The sequence below is a fragment of the Pseudonocardia petroleophila genome (assembly GCF_014235185.1).
Lineage (GTDB): Bacteria > Actinomycetota > Actinomycetes > Mycobacteriales > Pseudonocardiaceae > Pseudonocardia > Pseudonocardia petroleophila.
Genome location: NZ_CP060131.1, coordinates 477,710 through 491,166, shown reverse-complemented (window position 1 = coordinate 491,166; position 13,457 = coordinate 477,710). Strand labels below are relative to the sequence as shown.

Annotated in this window: 16 protein-coding genes and 1 tRNA gene; 7 read left to right on the top strand and 10 right to left on the bottom strand. The window is 75.3% G+C overall.

Going from position 1 to position 13,457, the window contains the following annotated elements; all coding sequences use genetic code 11:
- The first annotated feature begins 37 nt into the window (after positions 1–37).
- Both rph and rdgB read left to right on the top strand, forming a co-directional pair.
- Positions 38–784, top strand: coding sequence for a ribonuclease PH (gene rph / locus H6H00_RS02385; protein WP_185719745.1), 747 nt, complete (start codon positions 38–40; stop codon positions 782–784).
- A complete protein-coding gene (rdgB, locus tag H6H00_RS02380) occupies positions 781–1,374 on the top strand; it encodes an RdgB/HAM1 family non-canonical purine NTP pyrophosphatase (RefSeq protein ID WP_185719744.1) in 594 nt (197 codons plus the stop codon). Before rph ends, rdgB begins: the two co-directional genes overlap by 4 nt.
- 19 nt (positions 1,375–1,393) lie before the next feature.
- On the opposite strand, the gene H6H00_RS02375 is transcribed toward rdgB, so the two are convergent.
- Complete coding sequence (locus tag H6H00_RS02375; RefSeq protein WP_185719743.1) at positions 1,394–1,801, bottom strand: carboxymuconolactone decarboxylase family protein; 408 nt, start codon at positions 1,799–1,801, stop codon at positions 1,394–1,396.
- A gap of 106 nt (positions 1,802–1,907) precedes the next feature.
- On the opposite strand from H6H00_RS02375, the gene H6H00_RS02370 reads away from it, so the two are divergent.
- Positions 1,908–2,567 (top strand): TVP38/TMEM64 family protein, encoded by a 660-nt coding sequence (locus H6H00_RS02370; protein WP_185719742.1) that lies wholly within the window; start codon positions 1,908–1,910, stop codon positions 2,565–2,567.
- A 3-nt stretch (positions 2,568–2,570) separates the two neighbouring features.
- On the opposite strand, the gene H6H00_RS02365 is transcribed toward H6H00_RS02370, so the two are convergent.
- Positions 2,571–2,644 (bottom strand) — tRNA-Leu (locus H6H00_RS02365).
- A 692-nt stretch (positions 2,645–3,336) separates the two neighbouring features.
- Complete coding sequence (bcp, locus tag H6H00_RS02355) at positions 3,337–3,804, bottom strand: thioredoxin-dependent thiol peroxidase (protein ID WP_185719741.1); 468 nt, start codon at positions 3,802–3,804, stop codon at positions 3,337–3,339.
- A gap of 81 nt (positions 3,805–3,885) precedes the next feature.
- On the opposite strand from bcp, the gene H6H00_RS02350 reads away from it, so the two are divergent.
- Positions 3,886–4,107 (top strand): DUF3618 domain-containing protein, encoded by a 222-nt coding sequence (locus tag H6H00_RS02350; RefSeq protein ID WP_185722105.1) that lies wholly within the window; start codon positions 3,886–3,888, stop codon positions 4,105–4,107.
- Here the strand turns inward: H6H00_RS02350 and H6H00_RS02345 are convergent.
- The 4 genes from H6H00_RS02345 to H6H00_RS02330 form a co-directional block, all read right to left on the bottom strand.
- Positions 4,104–5,300 carry an NAD(P)/FAD-dependent oxidoreductase gene (locus H6H00_RS02345; RefSeq protein WP_185719740.1) on the bottom strand — a complete coding sequence of 399 codons (1,197 nt, stop codon included), beginning with the start codon at positions 5,298–5,300 and terminating at the stop codon, positions 4,104–4,106. The genes H6H00_RS02350 and H6H00_RS02345 overlap by 4 nt on opposite strands.
- Before the next feature lie 27 nt (positions 5,301–5,327).
- Entirely contained in the window at positions 5,328–6,107 is a 780-nt protein-coding gene (locus tag H6H00_RS02340) for a SigB/SigF/SigG family RNA polymerase sigma factor (protein WP_185719739.1), read from the bottom strand.
- On the bottom strand, positions 6,104–6,544 hold the full coding sequence (locus H6H00_RS02335; RefSeq protein ID WP_185719738.1) for an ATP-binding protein: 441 nt from the start codon (positions 6,542–6,544) through the stop codon (positions 6,104–6,106). Before H6H00_RS02335 ends, H6H00_RS02340 begins: the two co-directional genes overlap by 4 nt.
- Positions 6,545–6,651: 107 nt before the next feature.
- Complete coding sequence (locus tag H6H00_RS02330) at positions 6,652–7,044, bottom strand: STAS domain-containing protein (RefSeq protein ID WP_185719737.1); 393 nt, start codon at positions 7,042–7,044, stop codon at positions 6,652–6,654.
- Positions 7,045–7,219: 175 nt separating this feature from the next.
- Here H6H00_RS02330 and H6H00_RS02325 point away from each other — a divergent pair, with 175 nt between their 5' ends.
- The 3 genes from H6H00_RS02325 (at position 7,220) to H6H00_RS02315 (ending at position 10,754) form a co-directional block, all read left to right on the top strand.
- Entirely contained in the window at positions 7,220–9,367 is a 2,148-nt protein-coding gene (locus H6H00_RS02325) for a SpoIIE family protein phosphatase (RefSeq protein ID WP_185719736.1), read from the top strand.
- Between the two features lie 182 nt (positions 9,368–9,549).
- A complete protein-coding gene (locus H6H00_RS02320) occupies positions 9,550–10,146 on the top strand; it encodes a hypothetical protein (RefSeq protein ID WP_185719735.1) in 597 nt (198 codons plus the stop codon).
- A gap of 107 nt (positions 10,147–10,253) precedes the next feature.
- On the top strand, positions 10,254–10,754 hold the full coding sequence (locus tag H6H00_RS02315) for a Dps family protein (protein WP_185719734.1): 501 nt from the start codon (positions 10,254–10,256) through the stop codon (positions 10,752–10,754).
- Between the two features lie 67 nt (positions 10,755–10,821).
- Here H6H00_RS02315 and H6H00_RS02310 read toward each other — a convergent pair whose 3' ends face one another.
- The 3 genes from H6H00_RS02310 to selB all read right to left on the bottom strand — a co-directional run bounded on the left by H6H00_RS02310 (position 10,822) and on the right by selB (position 13,455).
- A complete protein-coding gene (locus H6H00_RS02310) occupies positions 10,822–11,115 on the bottom strand; it encodes a WhiB family transcriptional regulator (RefSeq protein WP_185719733.1) in 294 nt (97 codons plus the stop codon).
- Between the two features lie 141 nt (positions 11,116–11,256).
- A complete protein-coding gene (locus H6H00_RS02305) occupies positions 11,257–11,664 on the bottom strand; it encodes an STAS domain-containing protein (protein ID WP_185719732.1) in 408 nt (135 codons plus the stop codon).
- Positions 11,665–11,682: 18 nt separating this feature from the next.
- Positions 11,683–13,455, bottom strand: coding sequence for a selenocysteine-specific translation elongation factor (gene selB / locus H6H00_RS02300; RefSeq protein WP_255425539.1), 1,773 nt, complete (start codon positions 13,453–13,455; stop codon positions 11,683–11,685).
- Positions 13,456–13,457: the final 2 nt, after the last annotated feature.

Sequence of the window (13,457 nt, the reverse complement as noted above, 5' to 3'; positions counted from 1 at the left end):
AGACGGGCGTGACCGGGTCCCGCATAGGGTGTCCTGCGTGAACCGACTCGATGGCAGGACCGACGACGAACTGCGCCCGGTGACGCTGACCCGCGGCTTCCAGGCGCACCCGGCGGGCTCCGTGCTCGTCGAGTTCGGGGGCACGAAGGTGCTCTGCGCGGCCAGCGTCACCGCCGGCGTCCCGCGCTGGCGCACCGGTTCGGGCCTGGGCTGGCTCACCGCGGAGTACGCGATGCTGCCCTCGGCCACGCACACCCGCAGCGACCGCGAGTCCGTCAAGGGGCGCGTCGGCGGGCGCACGCACGAGATCAGCCGGCTCATCGGCCGCTCGCTGCGGGCCTGCATCGACCTCAAGGCGCTGGGCGAGAACACCATCGCGCTCGACTGCGACGTCCTGCAGGCCGACGGCGGTACCCGCACCGCGGCCATCACCGGCGCCTACGTCGCGCTCGCCGACGCCGTCACCTGGCTCGGCGCGCACGGGCGCCTCGCCGACCCGCAGCCGCTGTCCTGCCAGGTCGCGGCCGTCAGCGTCGGGGTGGTGGACGGGCGCGTCCGCCTCGACCTGCCCTACGCGGAGGACTCCCGCGCCGAGGTCGACACGAACGTCGTCGCGACCGACCGGGGCACGCTGATCGAGGTCCAGGGCACCGGTGAGGGCGCCACGTTCAGCCGGAAGACCCTCGACGCGATGCTCGACTCCGCGCTCGGCGGCATCGAGCGGCTGTGCGCGCTGCAGGCCGAGGCGCTCGCCGCGCCGTACCCCGGAGAGCTCCCGAAGTGAGCGCGCGGATCCTGCTCGCCACGCGCAACGCCGGCAAGCTCGTCGAGCTGCGGCGGATGCTGTCCGGCTTCGAGATCGTCGGGCTCGCCGACGTCCCCGAGTTCCCCGACGCCCCGGAGACCGGTGCGACCTTCGCGGAGAACGCGCTGGCCAAGGCCCGCGACGCCGCCGAGGCCACCGGTCTGACGTCGGTGGCCGACGACTCCGGCCTCGCCGTCGACGCCCTCAACGGCATGCCCGGCGTGCTGTCGGCGCGGTGGAGCGGGCGCCACGGCGACGACGTCGCGAACCTGGAGCTGCTGCTCGCCCAGCTCGGTGACGTGCCCGACGACCGGCGCGGCGCGGCGTTCGTGTGCGCCGCCGCCCTGGTCGTGCCCGGGGGCACCGAGACCGTGGTGCACGGCGAGTGGACCGGCACGATCGCCCGCGCGCCGCGCGGCACCAACGGGTTCGGCTACGACCCGGTCTTCGTGCCCGACGGCTCCGACCGGACGTCTGCCGAGCTGAGCCCCGACGAGAAGGACGCGGCCTCGCACCGGGCGCTGGCCCTCGCCGCGCTCGTCCCGCACCTGCAGGCGCTCTCCGACTGACCCGAGCGCCACCGCCGGATCACCCTTCCGGCGCCTGCTCCTCGGCCAGCACCCGGCGGGCCACCCCGAACGCCGAGTTCGCCGCCGGCACGCCGCAGTAGATCGCGGTCTGCAGCAGCACCTCGACGATCTCCTCCCGGCTGAGCCCGTTGCGCAGGGCCGCGCGCAGGTGCAGCTCCAGCTCGGCGAGGTGGCCGTGCGCGACGAGCGCGGTGAGGGTGACGGCGCTGCGCATCCGGCGGTCGATGCCGGGGCGGGTCCAGATGTGGCCCCAGGCGTACTCGGTGATCATCTCCTGGAAGGCGGCCGTGGTGGCGTCGGCGCGGGCGAGCGCGGCGTCGACGTACTCCGGGCCGAGCACCTCGCGGCGCACCGCGAGTCCGTCCGGATCGAGGTCGAGGTCCACGGGTTCGGGTGCAGTCGTCACGGCCGTCACGGTAGCGGGATGGCCGGCGGGTGGCCGCCGGGTGACCGGACGGGGCGTGCGTCACCCGCCGCACCGGGCGGGGTCCGGACGCCGGTACCGTCGTGTCGTGAACCCCCGGCGTGTGATCCTCGGCCTCGCGGTGCTCGCCGCCGCCGTCGCCGTGGTGCTCGTCGCGCGGTCCGCGGGCCTGCCCGACGTGCGCGGGGCCGTCGAGGCGTCGGGGGTCTGGGCGCCGCTGCTGTTCGTGCTGTTCTCCGGCGCGGTGACGGTGACGCCCGTGCCGCGGACCGTGTTCACCGTGGCCGCGGGCGTGCTGTTCGGCTCGGTCACGGGCGTGCTGCTGGCCGTGGCCGGCACCACCCTCGCGGCGGCGGTGGCGTTCTGGCTGGTGCGCCTGCTCGGGGCCGCGTTCGTGGAGCGGCACGCGCACCGGCGCGGCGTGGCCTGGGTGCGCGCCCGCCTCGACCGCAGCGGGCTGCTCGCCGTGCTGTCGCTGCGGCTGATCCCGATGGTGCCGTTCGCGGTGCTCAACTACGCGGCCGGGCTCTCCGGCGTGCGCTTCGTGCCCTACGTGCTGGGCACGGTGCTCGGGATCCTGCCCGGCACCGTCGCCGTGGTGGTGCTGGGCGACGCGGCCACCGGCGGCTCCCCGCACCCGGTCCTGCTGACGGTCTCGCTGGTCTGCGGGCTGCTCGGCGTGGCGGGCGCGGTGCTGGCCGCCCGGCGCCCGGTGGCGGGGCGGACGCCGGTCGAGCAGCCCGCGTAGGAGTGCCGACGGCGGGATTCGAACCCGCACTGGCGGCGTTCTAAGCGCCGTCTCTCTGCCAGTTGGAGTACGCCGGCTAGGCCTTTCGCCGGCACCAGGTGTCGGTGATGGCGTGGCAGTTCGGGCACAGGATACGGAGGTTCTCCAGCCGGTTGTCGGTGTGGTCGCCGTTGACGTGATCGAGCGCCAGCGGGAGCGGTCGTCCCCTCCACCCGGTCAGACCGCACTCCTCGCAGTGCGCGGGCTTGAGCCCTTCCGTGATGAGGCGCTGACGCAACCGGGCTGGACGAGATCGACGTCGAGTCGGCCACCAGCAGTTCGGACAGCGGTCGGGTCGGCCGGTCGGGGAACCGTCGGCCCTTCGCCCATCCCTGCCCACCGCCGAAGTGGCTGGTGTCGAGCCCGAGCCGCCGGATGTGCGCGACGACGTTCCGGAACAGCCCGCCGTTGGGCGTGTAGCCGAGCCGACGGAGCACGTCGTGCACGGACCTGCCCTCCGCGACCGCTGCGGCGAGGTCTGCATCGGTCCACCTCCGGGTCCGGCGGGTGTCGCCGGCGACGGCCCGCGGGATGTGCGACGCGTCGAGCCCGAGGCGGGCGATGTGCGCCCGCATCGCCTCGTACCTGCCGGGTCGCAGTCCGAGGCGGACGTGCACCTCGCTCAGCGTGCTGCTCGCCGCCACCGCGGCGGTGAGCTGCTCGTCGGTCCAGCTCCGGGAGCGAGGCATCCGGCCAGCGTATCGAACCGACGTTCGACACGGGCCGGGTTTCAGACCTTCAGGTCCCGCCGCAGCTTGCCGACGTGGCCGGTGGCGCGGACGTTGTACTGCGCCACCTCGATCTTCCCGTCGGCGTCGACGACGAAGGTGGAGCGGATGACGCCGGTGACGGTCTTGCCGTACATCGTCTTCTCCCCGAACGCGCCCCAGGCCGTGAGCACCGAGCGGTCCTCGTCGGACAGGAGCGGGAACGTCAGGCCCTCCTCGTCGCGGAACTTCGCGAGCTTGGCGGGCTTGTCGGGGGAGATGCCGACGACGTCGAGCCCGGCGTCGCCGAGGTCGGCGAGGCTGTCGCGGAAGTCGCAGGCCTGCGTGGTGCAGCCGGGGGTGGCGGCGGCCGGGTAGAAGTAGACGACGACGCGGCGACCCCGGTAGTCGGCCAGCGAGACGGGCTCGCCGTCGGCGTCGGGGAGGGTGAAGTCCGGCGCGGGGTCACCGGGGGAGAGGCGGTTGGTCATGCGCGCGATCCTGGCACGACGCCCCGACGGCGTGTGATCTACGGTGGCGACCTGCAACTGCCGCACTACACAGGAGGCGTCGTGGCCCGCGACCCGGACACCATCCAGCGTGAGATCGAGAAGGCCAGGGACGCCCTCGCCGACAGCCTCGACGCCCTCGGCGAGAAGGCGAGCCCGAAGCGGTTCGCCGACCAGGGCAAGCAGGCGGTGCAGAGCAAGCTCGCCGACCCCAGGATCAAGTACGGCCTGATCGCGGTCGGCGCGCTCGTGGGCGTCGCGATCCTGAAGAAGCTCTTCAGCTAGGAGCGCTGCGCGGCGGCGAGCTCGAGCGCCGCGGCCCGGTCGGCGCCGTCGGCGACCAGTGCCCGGTAGCGGGCCACGTGGCGGGCCGCGCCGAACCCGGCGACGGCCACCAGCCGGTCGCCGACCAGGTAGCCGGCCACGGTGCCCCGGATCGCGCCGCCGTCGAGGCCCGCGCCGAGCAGCGGCAGCACCTCGGCGTCGGCGGTCGGGTGCCCGACGAGCTGGATCTTGAGCCCGAACTGGTCGGACCAGAAGTACGGCACGGTCGACGGCGGCGGGTCGACGCCGAGGATGTCGTGGGCCACCGCGGCGGCCTGGTCGCCCGCGCTGGTCCAGTGCTCGGTGCGGTGCCCGTCCCACGCGGCGACGTCGCCGACCGCCCACACCCCGGGCAGTCCGTGCACGCGCCCGGTGGGCCCGCAGGCCAGCCCGTCCGCGACGTCGAGGGTGCGGCCGGTCGCGAGCCAGTCCAGCTCCGGCGCGCCGCCGACGCCGACGACCACCACGTCGGCGGTGAGCTCCGTGCCGTCGGCGAGCCCGACGCCGCCGTCGACGAACCCGGTGAGCGACGTGCCGGTGCGCAGGTCGACGCCCGCCTCGGTCATCAGCCGCGCGGCGACCCCGCCCAGCACCGGGCCGAGCGCGCGCTCGGCGGGGACGGCCGCGGCCTCCAGCACGGTGACCGCGATCCCGCGCCCCAGAGCCGCGCTGGCGACCTCGGCCCCGATGAACCCGCCCCCGACCACCAGCAGCGAGGACGCGGACCCCAGTGCGGCGCGCAGGGCGAGCGAGTCGTCGAGGGTGCGCAGGGTGAACGCCGTGGCGGGCTGCCCGGGCAGGGTGCGCGCCACCAGCCCGGTCGCGACGACGACCGCGTCGCCGTGCAGCGTGGACCCGTCGGAGAGCTCGAGCTCGATCGAGCCGCGCTCGCCGTGGCGCAGCGCGACCGCGGCCGTGCCGAGGTGGGCGCGCACGCCGAGCTCACCGAGCGCGTCGACGTCGCGGAGCACGACCTTCTCCGGCTCCCAGTCGCCGGTGAGGACCTGCTTGGACAGCGGCGGCCGGTCGTAGGGCGCGTGCGACTCCGCGCCGACGAGGCTGATCCGGCCCTGGTGACCGGCGGCCCGCAGCTGCTCCGCCGTGCGCAGCCCGCCCAGCCCCGCTCCCACCACCAGCACGTGCTCGGGTTGCATGGAGCCATCCTGGCCGATCACGGGTCGTCAGCCGACGCGGGTGTCGGGGTCGAGCCGGCTGCGCAGCCGGTCGAGGGTCTGGGAGAGCAGGCGCGAGACGTGCATCTGCGAGATCCCGACCTCCTCCGCGATCTGGGTCTGCGTGCGGTTGCCGAAGAACCGCAGCAGCACGATCGTGCGCTCGCGCTCGGGCAGCTCGCTCATGACCGGCCGCAGGGCCTGCATGAAGTCGACGCGGGCGAGCTCGGCGTCGGCCTCGCCGACGAGCTCGCCCACCGTGGCGCTGCCGGCGTCGGAGGACAGCATCTCGTCGAGCGAGGAGCTGCGGTAGACCTCCGAGGCCTCCAGCCCCTCCAGGACGTCGGAGACGGAGATGCCGAGGTGCTGGGCGATCTCGCTGGGCCGCGGGGCGCGCCCGATCTCCTGGGCGAGGTGCGACACGGCGCCGTTGATCGACACGTGCAGGTCCTTGAGCCGCCTCGGCACCCGCATCGACCAGCCCAGGTCGCGGAAGTGCCGCCGCACCTCGCCGCTGATCGTGGGCACGGCGAAGGAGAAGAAGTCGGAGCCGCGGTCGGGGGAGAAGCGGTCGACGGCGTTGATCAGGCCCACGGTCGCGACCTGGACCAGGTCGTCGAGGGGCTCGCCGCGGTGCGCGAAGCGCCGGGCGATGTGCTGGGCCACGGGCAGGAAACCGGTGACCAGCTCGTCGCGCAGGCGCTCGCGGGCCGGGTCGTCGGCAGGCAGTGAGGCGTACCGCTCCAGCAGGGGTGCCAGATGGCCGTACTCGGAATCGCCCCTGGTCACCGGGGTGGGTCGCCGGCGAGCTTGTCCAACCGGATGCCGACCGTCGGACGCCCGCCGTCGACACCGGGCGCGGACAGGACGTCGACGTCGTCGGCGAGGGTCTGCAGGACCCGCCAGCCGAACGTGTCGGTGGACACGGAGGAGCTCGGCTCGCCGACCTCGACCTCGGCGCGCACCTCGATGCCGTCGACGCGGACGTGGAAGGTGCAGTGCAGGACCGAGCGGGGGGCGGCGACGTCGACGAGCGTGGCGCACGCCTCGTCGACGGCCATCCGCAGGTCGGAGATGGCGTCGAGGTCGAAGTCGGCGCGCGCGGCGAGATCGGAGGCGACGGCGCGGATGGTCGGGATCAGCGCCGCGCTGGCCGAGGTCCGGACCTCCACGGTGGACACCCCGTCGAGCGTCTCGGCGGGGTGGGGGGAGTCCAGATCGGACACGCTGCCGGTCTCCTTCCGGGTCGTGCAGGGCCGGTCGAGCCGGCCGTCGTGCTGGGGCTGGGCTCATCTTGCTACCCCGGGTACCGCGAGATCAATCGAGCCCCGTCTCAGCCCCCGGCGGGGAGCCCCGCGGACGTCCGGTCGTCGTGCAGATCGAACAGCTGGTCGGTGCCGGTGATCTCCAGCGGCCGGCGCACCTGGCGGCCGGAGGCGACGAGGTGCAGCCGCCGGCGGGAGCGCTCCGCGCGGTGGGCGGCCTGGATGAGCACGGCGAGACCGCTGGAGGCCAGGAACGTGATGCCCTGGAGGTCGGCGACGAGGGTGGCGTCGTCGGCCTGCAGCAGCGTGTCCAGCGCCGCCTCGAGGTGCGGCGCGGTGATGGTGTCGATCTCGCCGGACACGGTCAGCAGCGCGGTGCCCGGGGCGGGGCGGGTCAGCTCGGTGAGGATGGACTGGTCGGCGTCTCCGTCACCGGTGGTGGACGGGATCGTGTCGAACACTCGGGGGCACCTCCACGCACGGGGCGGTAGAACGGTCCGCGGACGGGGCGCACGGACGACCGCGCCGGTCTCGGCCGGCGACCTGCGGCGGCTGGTGGCTCAACCGCTCTCGCGCCGAGAGTACCGTCGGCGGCCGTCGCGGGCGCGCTGTGGCGACCTCTTCTAGAGTGACGCCGTGACCGAGATCTCCGGCACCGCGGGCGTGGCCCCGGTCGCGGCCGCCGACCTCCCGCGCGTCCTGCACGGTGCGCCCGCCGCCGTGTTGATGATCGATCTCACCACCCGCGAAGTCGTCTACGCGAACGCCGCCGCCATCGAGCTGACCGGCGACCGGGTGCACCTGCCCGTCGACGTCGACGCCTGGGGCGACGCCGCCGGGCTCACCGATCTCGGCGGTCAGCGGATGAGCGAGACGAGCTCGCCGCTGTCGCTGGTGGCCGCGGGGGTGCCGGTCTCCGGCGAGCCCGTCGCGGTGCACGACGCCGCCCGCCGCGGGTCGACCGTCACCGACGAGCAGCGCGACGCGAGCGAGGGCCGGTTGCTGTGGGTCACCGGTTTCGGCTTGACCGGTGCGGCCCCGACCGCCGGTGCGGCGGGTCTGGAGTCGCGGGCGCTGGTGGTGTTCCTGCAGATCTCCGGCACCGAGCACGGGGACCGTCGGCAGCTGGAGGTGCTGCGCGACCGCGCCGTCGTCGCCACCGAGATGTCGTTCACGATCACCGACCCCCGCCAGCCCGACGACCCGTTGATCTGGGTGAACCCGTCGTTCACCCGTCTCACCGGCTACTCCTACGAGGACGTCGTCGGCCGCAACTGCCGGCTCCTGCAGGGCCCGAACACCGACCGGGCCACGGTCGAGCGGATCGCCGACGCGCTGAGCCGGCGCGAGCCGTTCACCTCGGTCCTGCTCAACTACCGCAAGGACGGGTCGGCCTACTGGAACCAGGTGTCGATCTCCCCGGTCTTCGACGGCGCCGGTGAGCTGATCAACTTCGTCGGGGTGCAGAACGACGTCACCGAGCGGGTGACCGTCGAGCAGGAGCGCGCCACCGCGCTGGCCGACGCGGAGTCCAGCCGCAGCCAGCTGCGGCTGCTCGCGGAGGCCACCACGCAGATGACCGAGGCGCTCGGCGTCGGCGACGCCTGCGCGCGGCTGGCCCGGATCGTCGTGCCGCAGCTCGCCGACCTGTGCGTGGTCGACCTACTGGAGCGTCCGGGGGCGAGCGTGCCGACGCGCCTGGCCGTGGCCGCCCGCGACGCGGCCGACGAGGACCGCCTGCGCCGCCTGGGCGAGCTGCCGGACGGCCCGGCGGGCGACGCGCCGCGGCTGATCGCCGAACTGCCCGAGCGGGGGGCCGAGCGGCATCCCGACGACCCCGCGTCGGCCGCCGTCTACGACGAGCTGCGGCTGCGGTCGGCGATGGTCGTGCCGATCCGGGCGCGCGGGCGCGTCCTCGGCACGCTGACCCTGCTCACCCAGCTGCCCTACGGCCGCCGGTACGGCTCGCGGGACCTGCACCTGGCCGCCGACCTCGCCGGGCGCGCGGGCCTGACCGTCGACAACGCCCGGCTCTACGAGGTGGAGCACGCCGCGGCGGCCACGCTGCAGCGCAGCCTGCTGCCGGTGGTGCCCGAGGTGACCGGGCTCCAGGTCGCGGCGCGCTACCTCGTCGGCGCCGACGGCAACCAGGTCGGCGGCGACTGGTACGACGTGCTGCCGCTGCCCGACGGGGCCGTCGGCATCGCGGTCGGCGACGTCGTCGGCCACGACCTCGCTGCGGCCGCGGCGATGGGGCAGCTGCGCGGCGTCGTGCGCTCCTACGCCTGGGAGGGGCGCGGCCCCGGCTCGGTGCTCGACCGCTGCGACCAGCTCGTGCAGGGCCTGGAGATGGCCGCGATGGCCACGGCGTTCTACGCCCGCATCGAACCGCCCGACGCCGAGGGCATGCGCGTCGTCCGGTACGCCAACGCCGGTCACCCGGCGCCGCTGGTGCTGGACCCGGACGGCTCGCTGCGCCGCCTCGACGAGCAGCGCTCCCCGATGATCGGCGCGGTCCCGATGTTCGGCCGCTCCTCGGGACGGGTGCGCGCCGAGGCGGAGCTGACCTGCCCGCCCGGCTCCGTCCTGCTGCTCTACACCGACGGGCTGACCGACATGGTCGGTCACGACGCCGACGAGCGCACCGACCTGCTGGAGCGCACCGTCCACGCCCAGCGCCCGGGCGTGGAGGCGGAGGAGCTGGTGGACGGTGTGCTGGCGGCGTGCGCCCCCACCCGGCTCAGCGACGACGTCGCGCTGCTGGCGGTCCGCCTCACGGCCTGATCACGGAACGGTCGCGGCCCCGGGTGCGCGGCGGCCGCTCGGAGATCGTTCCGGGCCGTTGGGCGTATGCACCCGTGCACGATGCACGGACCTCCGGCCGGACGCGGTTGACTCGACGGCAGCAGAGACCGGACCGGCGCGGCAACGGTGCCCGCCGGCGGTCTGGTCCGAGGGGGCGGTGGATGGTCGCGGAACCGGTGGGCGGGCTCGCCGTCCCGAACGCCCCGTTCCCGGCCGACCGGTCGGTGCGGCCGGTCTCGCAGCGCCGGTTCGTGGCCGTGTCGGTCTGCACCGTCGAGCTGCTGCGGCCCGGGTCCGACCTCGTGCGCCTGCTGGAGGGCGGCCGGTCGGTCGACCTGCTGGTGGCCTGCGACGACGGTCCCGTCGCCGGGCCGGCCCCCGTCGGGGTGCTGGGCGTGGGCGACGCCGTGGAGCTCGACGCGTACGACGACGAGTGGGACGACGACCGCGAGGACGACGGCGTCGAGCTGCGGGCCCGGGCCGCGGAGCTCGGTCTCCCCGACCTGGCCGTGCACCGGCTGGGCCTGCGCTCCCCGCTCGGCCCCGGCGCTGAGGACGACCTCGTCGCCGCGCTCAGCGAGCTCGTCGGGTTCGACCCGGAACCGGGCGTCTACCTGCTCGGGCCGGCCGTCGAGGCGGGTCGCGCGGGCGTCGACCGGGCGGTGGTCGACCGCGCCGTCCAGCGCATCGCGCAGGTCTACGGCATCCCGCTGCTGCGCTACCGCTGCCACGAGCTGACGGTCGTCGACGCGGACTGAGGCCCTGCCCACTCCGGCCGGACCGGGTGGAATGGCGCTTCCGGCGGGTTCGTTGGACGGTGGAGGTACGCACGACAGCACCCACCACGATCCACGGAGGTACCGTCATGGCCGCATCCCCGGCCCACCCCATCCCCAGCACGCTCGACGACGCCGCGCGCGACGTCACGGGGGCCGCCCTGCAGGCCACGCTGGTCGACATGGTCGACCTGTCCCTGGTCGCGAAGCAGGCGCACTGGAACCTCGTCGGCCGCCAGTTCCACGACGTGCACCTGCACCTCGACGAGCTGGTCGACACCGCCCGCCTGTACTCCGACACCGTGGCCGAGCGGGCCGCCGCCGTCGGGGTCTCCCCGGACGGTCGCGCCGCCACCGTCGCCGCCACCACCGGCATCGCGCCGCCCCAGGCCGGTTGGGTCCAGGACCGCGACGTCATCGCGCAGGTGTTCGAGGCCCTCGACGGCGTCGTCACCCGGCTGCGCCCGCGCATCGAGGAGACCGACAAGACCGACCCGGTCACCCAGGACCTGTTCATCGGCATGGTCGCGGAGCTGGAGAAGGCCCGCTGGATGTGGCAGGCCCAGAACATCGGCTACCAGAACGCCTGAGAGCCCCGCACGACGGAACGGGCCCACCCCCGCGGGGGTGGGCCCGTTCCGTGTGTCGGTGACCGGCTCAGCTGGCCAGCGGGACCCCGCGCTGCTCGAGGATGACGCGGCGCTCGGCCTCGGCCAGCCCGCCCCAGACGCCGAACGGCTCGCGGGTCTCCAGCGCGAACTCGCGGCACATGTCGATGACGGGGCAGCGGTGGCAGACCTCCTTGGCCTGCGCCGTGCGCCGGGCCCGGGACGGGTTCCGCTCGCCGTCGGGGTGGAAGAAGCTGGCGCTGTCCATGCCGCGGCACGAGCCGAGGCGCTGCCATTGCCAGGCGTGGTCCATCGGGCCGGGGAGCCGGGAAACGTCGCTCATCGCGGTAGTCACCTCACATGCGTCCGTGCCCGGGGGAACTGCCGGGCGATCGGAGCACTGATTCCCGCCTGGGCGGTGGACCAAACGCCGATCGGGCGCACCGCGCACAGGTGTGACCCGAATCACGTCACCCCGGGGAACTCAGGTGGCCGCGAGGGCGGCGTCCACCGTCTCGTGGATGTCGAACAGCGGCACGAGGCCGGCGATCGTCAGCGGGCGCAGGACCCGGCGGGCCGTGCAGGCGAGCCGCAGCTCGACCCCGGCGGTGTGGGCGGCCTCGCGCACCTCGATGAGCGCGGCGAGCCCGCTGGTGCCGAGGAAGGTGACGCCGTCGAGCGCGAGCACCACCAGCTCGGTGCCGGCGGCGAACTGGTCGAGGACCGCCGCGCGCAGCTGGGGCGAGGTGAGCATGTCGACCTCACCGCCGACCTCGATCACGACCTGACCGGAACCGGCGGGTCGGGTCGTCAGGCTGATCTGGTCGTCCGCATCCCCACCTCGACGGATCGGGGCGGGATCGGGGGACGGGGACTCGCGCGTCTCGGACATCGCGGTACACGGTAGGGCTCAGGGGGGTGCGCTGCCACCCGGGACGCGCAGGCGGTGCACCCCGTCGGGGGAACGCGTCGTGCGGCCGGAGCGGGCCAGCAGCTCCAGCAGCGGCACCGCGACCCGCCGGCTGGTGCCGAGCGCCTGCCGGGCGTCGCTGACGGTGAACCCGTCGGGCAGGCCGGCGAGCGACTCCGCGGCGCGGTCGTCGGCGCCGGCGAGCAGCACCACGCCGTCGGCGAGGCGCAGGAGCTCGCCCGCGCGCACCAGCGAGGCCAGCTCGCGCGGCCCGAGCCCCAGCTCGGCCAGCCGCGCCGCGTCGGGGGCGGCGAAGGGGGCCGCGGCCAGGTCGGAGCGCAGGGCCTCCAGCGCGGTGACGACGGCCGGCGTCAGCCCCGCCGCGGCGGTCCGCACGACGCGCCCGTCGCGGTGCGCGAGCCCGGGGGCGTGCGGCAGGACGTCGTCGACGAGCCGGGCGTCGGGCAGGCCCGCGGCGCGCCGCGCGGCCTCGGTGGGCAGGCCGGGGTCCAGCGGGTCGGCGCGGTCGTGGGCGTCGACGGCGGCGGCGAGGTCGCGCGCTGCGGTCGCGGCGCGCTCCGGGTCGAGCAGCCACGGGCCCGTCCCGAGACCGTCGACGGGGACCCCCATCGCGGCCAGCTCGGCGCGCCGCACGGTCCCGCGGCGGCGCAGCTCCGCGACCGGGTCGGGCCGGCCGTCCATCCCCGCCAGCTCGACGCCGCGGGCCGCGGCCGACCCGCGGCGACGCAGGTCGGGCGGCCGCACGTCGAGCACGGTGACCCCGGCGCGGACGCGCCGGCGGCCGGGGTCGCGCAGCACGGCCCGGTCACCGACGCGCAGCGGCAGCGGGTGCCGCAGCCGCAGCCGGACGGTGTCGGCGCCGAGCGGACGGACGCGGACCGGCACCGCGACCGACCCGACGTGCAGGCTCAGCTCCCGGGGCAGGTCGTCGTCGTGGGCGTGGTGCAGCCGCACGTCGACGGTGTCGGAGGTGAGCCACGCGCCGGGGGTGAGCAGGACGTCGCCGCGGGTCAGCGCCTCGCGCGGCACGCCACGCAGGTTGACCGCCACCCGGCTCACCCCGCCCGCGTCCCCGACGGGCTCGCCGAGGCTCTGCAGCCCGCGGACCGTCACGCGCCGCGTGCCGTCGGCCCCGGCCAGCTCCAGCTCGTCGTCGACGCGCAGCCGCCCGGCGGGCAGGGTCCCGGTGACGACGGTGCCCGCGCCGCGCACGGTGAACGCGCGGTCGACCCACAGCCGCACGTCCGCGCCGTCGTCGGGGGCGGGCAGGCGGTCGGCGAGCGCGCCGATCGCGGTGCGCAGCTCGTCCATGCCCGCGCCGGTGCGGGCGGACACGGAGACGGCGGGGATCCCGTCCAGCGGCGTGCCGCGCAGGTGGGTGCGGGCGTCGTCGAGGGCGAGGTCGGGCTCCAGGAGGTCGCTGCGGGTGATCACCAGCAGGCCGTCGCGGACGCCGAGGGCGACGAGGGCGTCGAGGTGCTCGGCGGACTGGGGCATCCAGCCCTCGTCGGCGGCGACGACCAGCAGCACCGCGGGCACCGGCCCGACCCCGGCGAGCATCGTGGTCACGAACCGCTCGTGGCCGGGGACGTCGACGAACGCGACGGTGCCCGCCCCCAGGCGGGTCCAGGCGAAGCCGAGGTCGATGGTCATGCCGCGGCGGCGCTCCTCGGCGAAGCGGTCGGGCTCCATCCCGGTCAGCGCGCGGACCAGCGTCGACTTCCCGTGGTCGACGTGCCCGGCGGTGGCCACGA

Excerpts from the sequence above, each read along its gene's own strand:
- bcp (WP_185719741.1), bottom strand. The coding sequence starts at position 3,804 with ATGACCAACCGCCTCTCCCCCGGTGACCCCGCGCCGGACTTCACCCTC.
- H6H00_RS02345 (WP_185719740.1), bottom strand. The coding sequence starts at position 5,300 with ATGCAACCCGAGCACGTGCTGGTGGTGGGAGCGGGGCTGGGCGGGCTG.
- H6H00_RS02320 (WP_185719735.1), top strand. The coding sequence starts at position 9,550 with ATGGTCGCGGAACCGGTGGGCGGGCTCGCCGTCCCGAACGCCCCGTTC.
- H6H00_RS02315 (WP_185719734.1), top strand. The coding sequence starts at position 10,254 with ATGGCCGCATCCCCGGCCCACCCCATCCCCAGCACGCTCGACGACGCC.
- H6H00_RS02310 (WP_185719733.1), bottom strand. The coding sequence starts at position 11,115 with ATGAGCGACGTTTCCCGGCTCCCCGGCCCGATGGACCACGCCTGGCAA.
- H6H00_RS02305 (WP_185719732.1), bottom strand. The coding sequence starts at position 11,664 with ATGTCCGAGACGCGCGAGTCCCCGTCCCCCGATCCCGCCCCGATCCGT.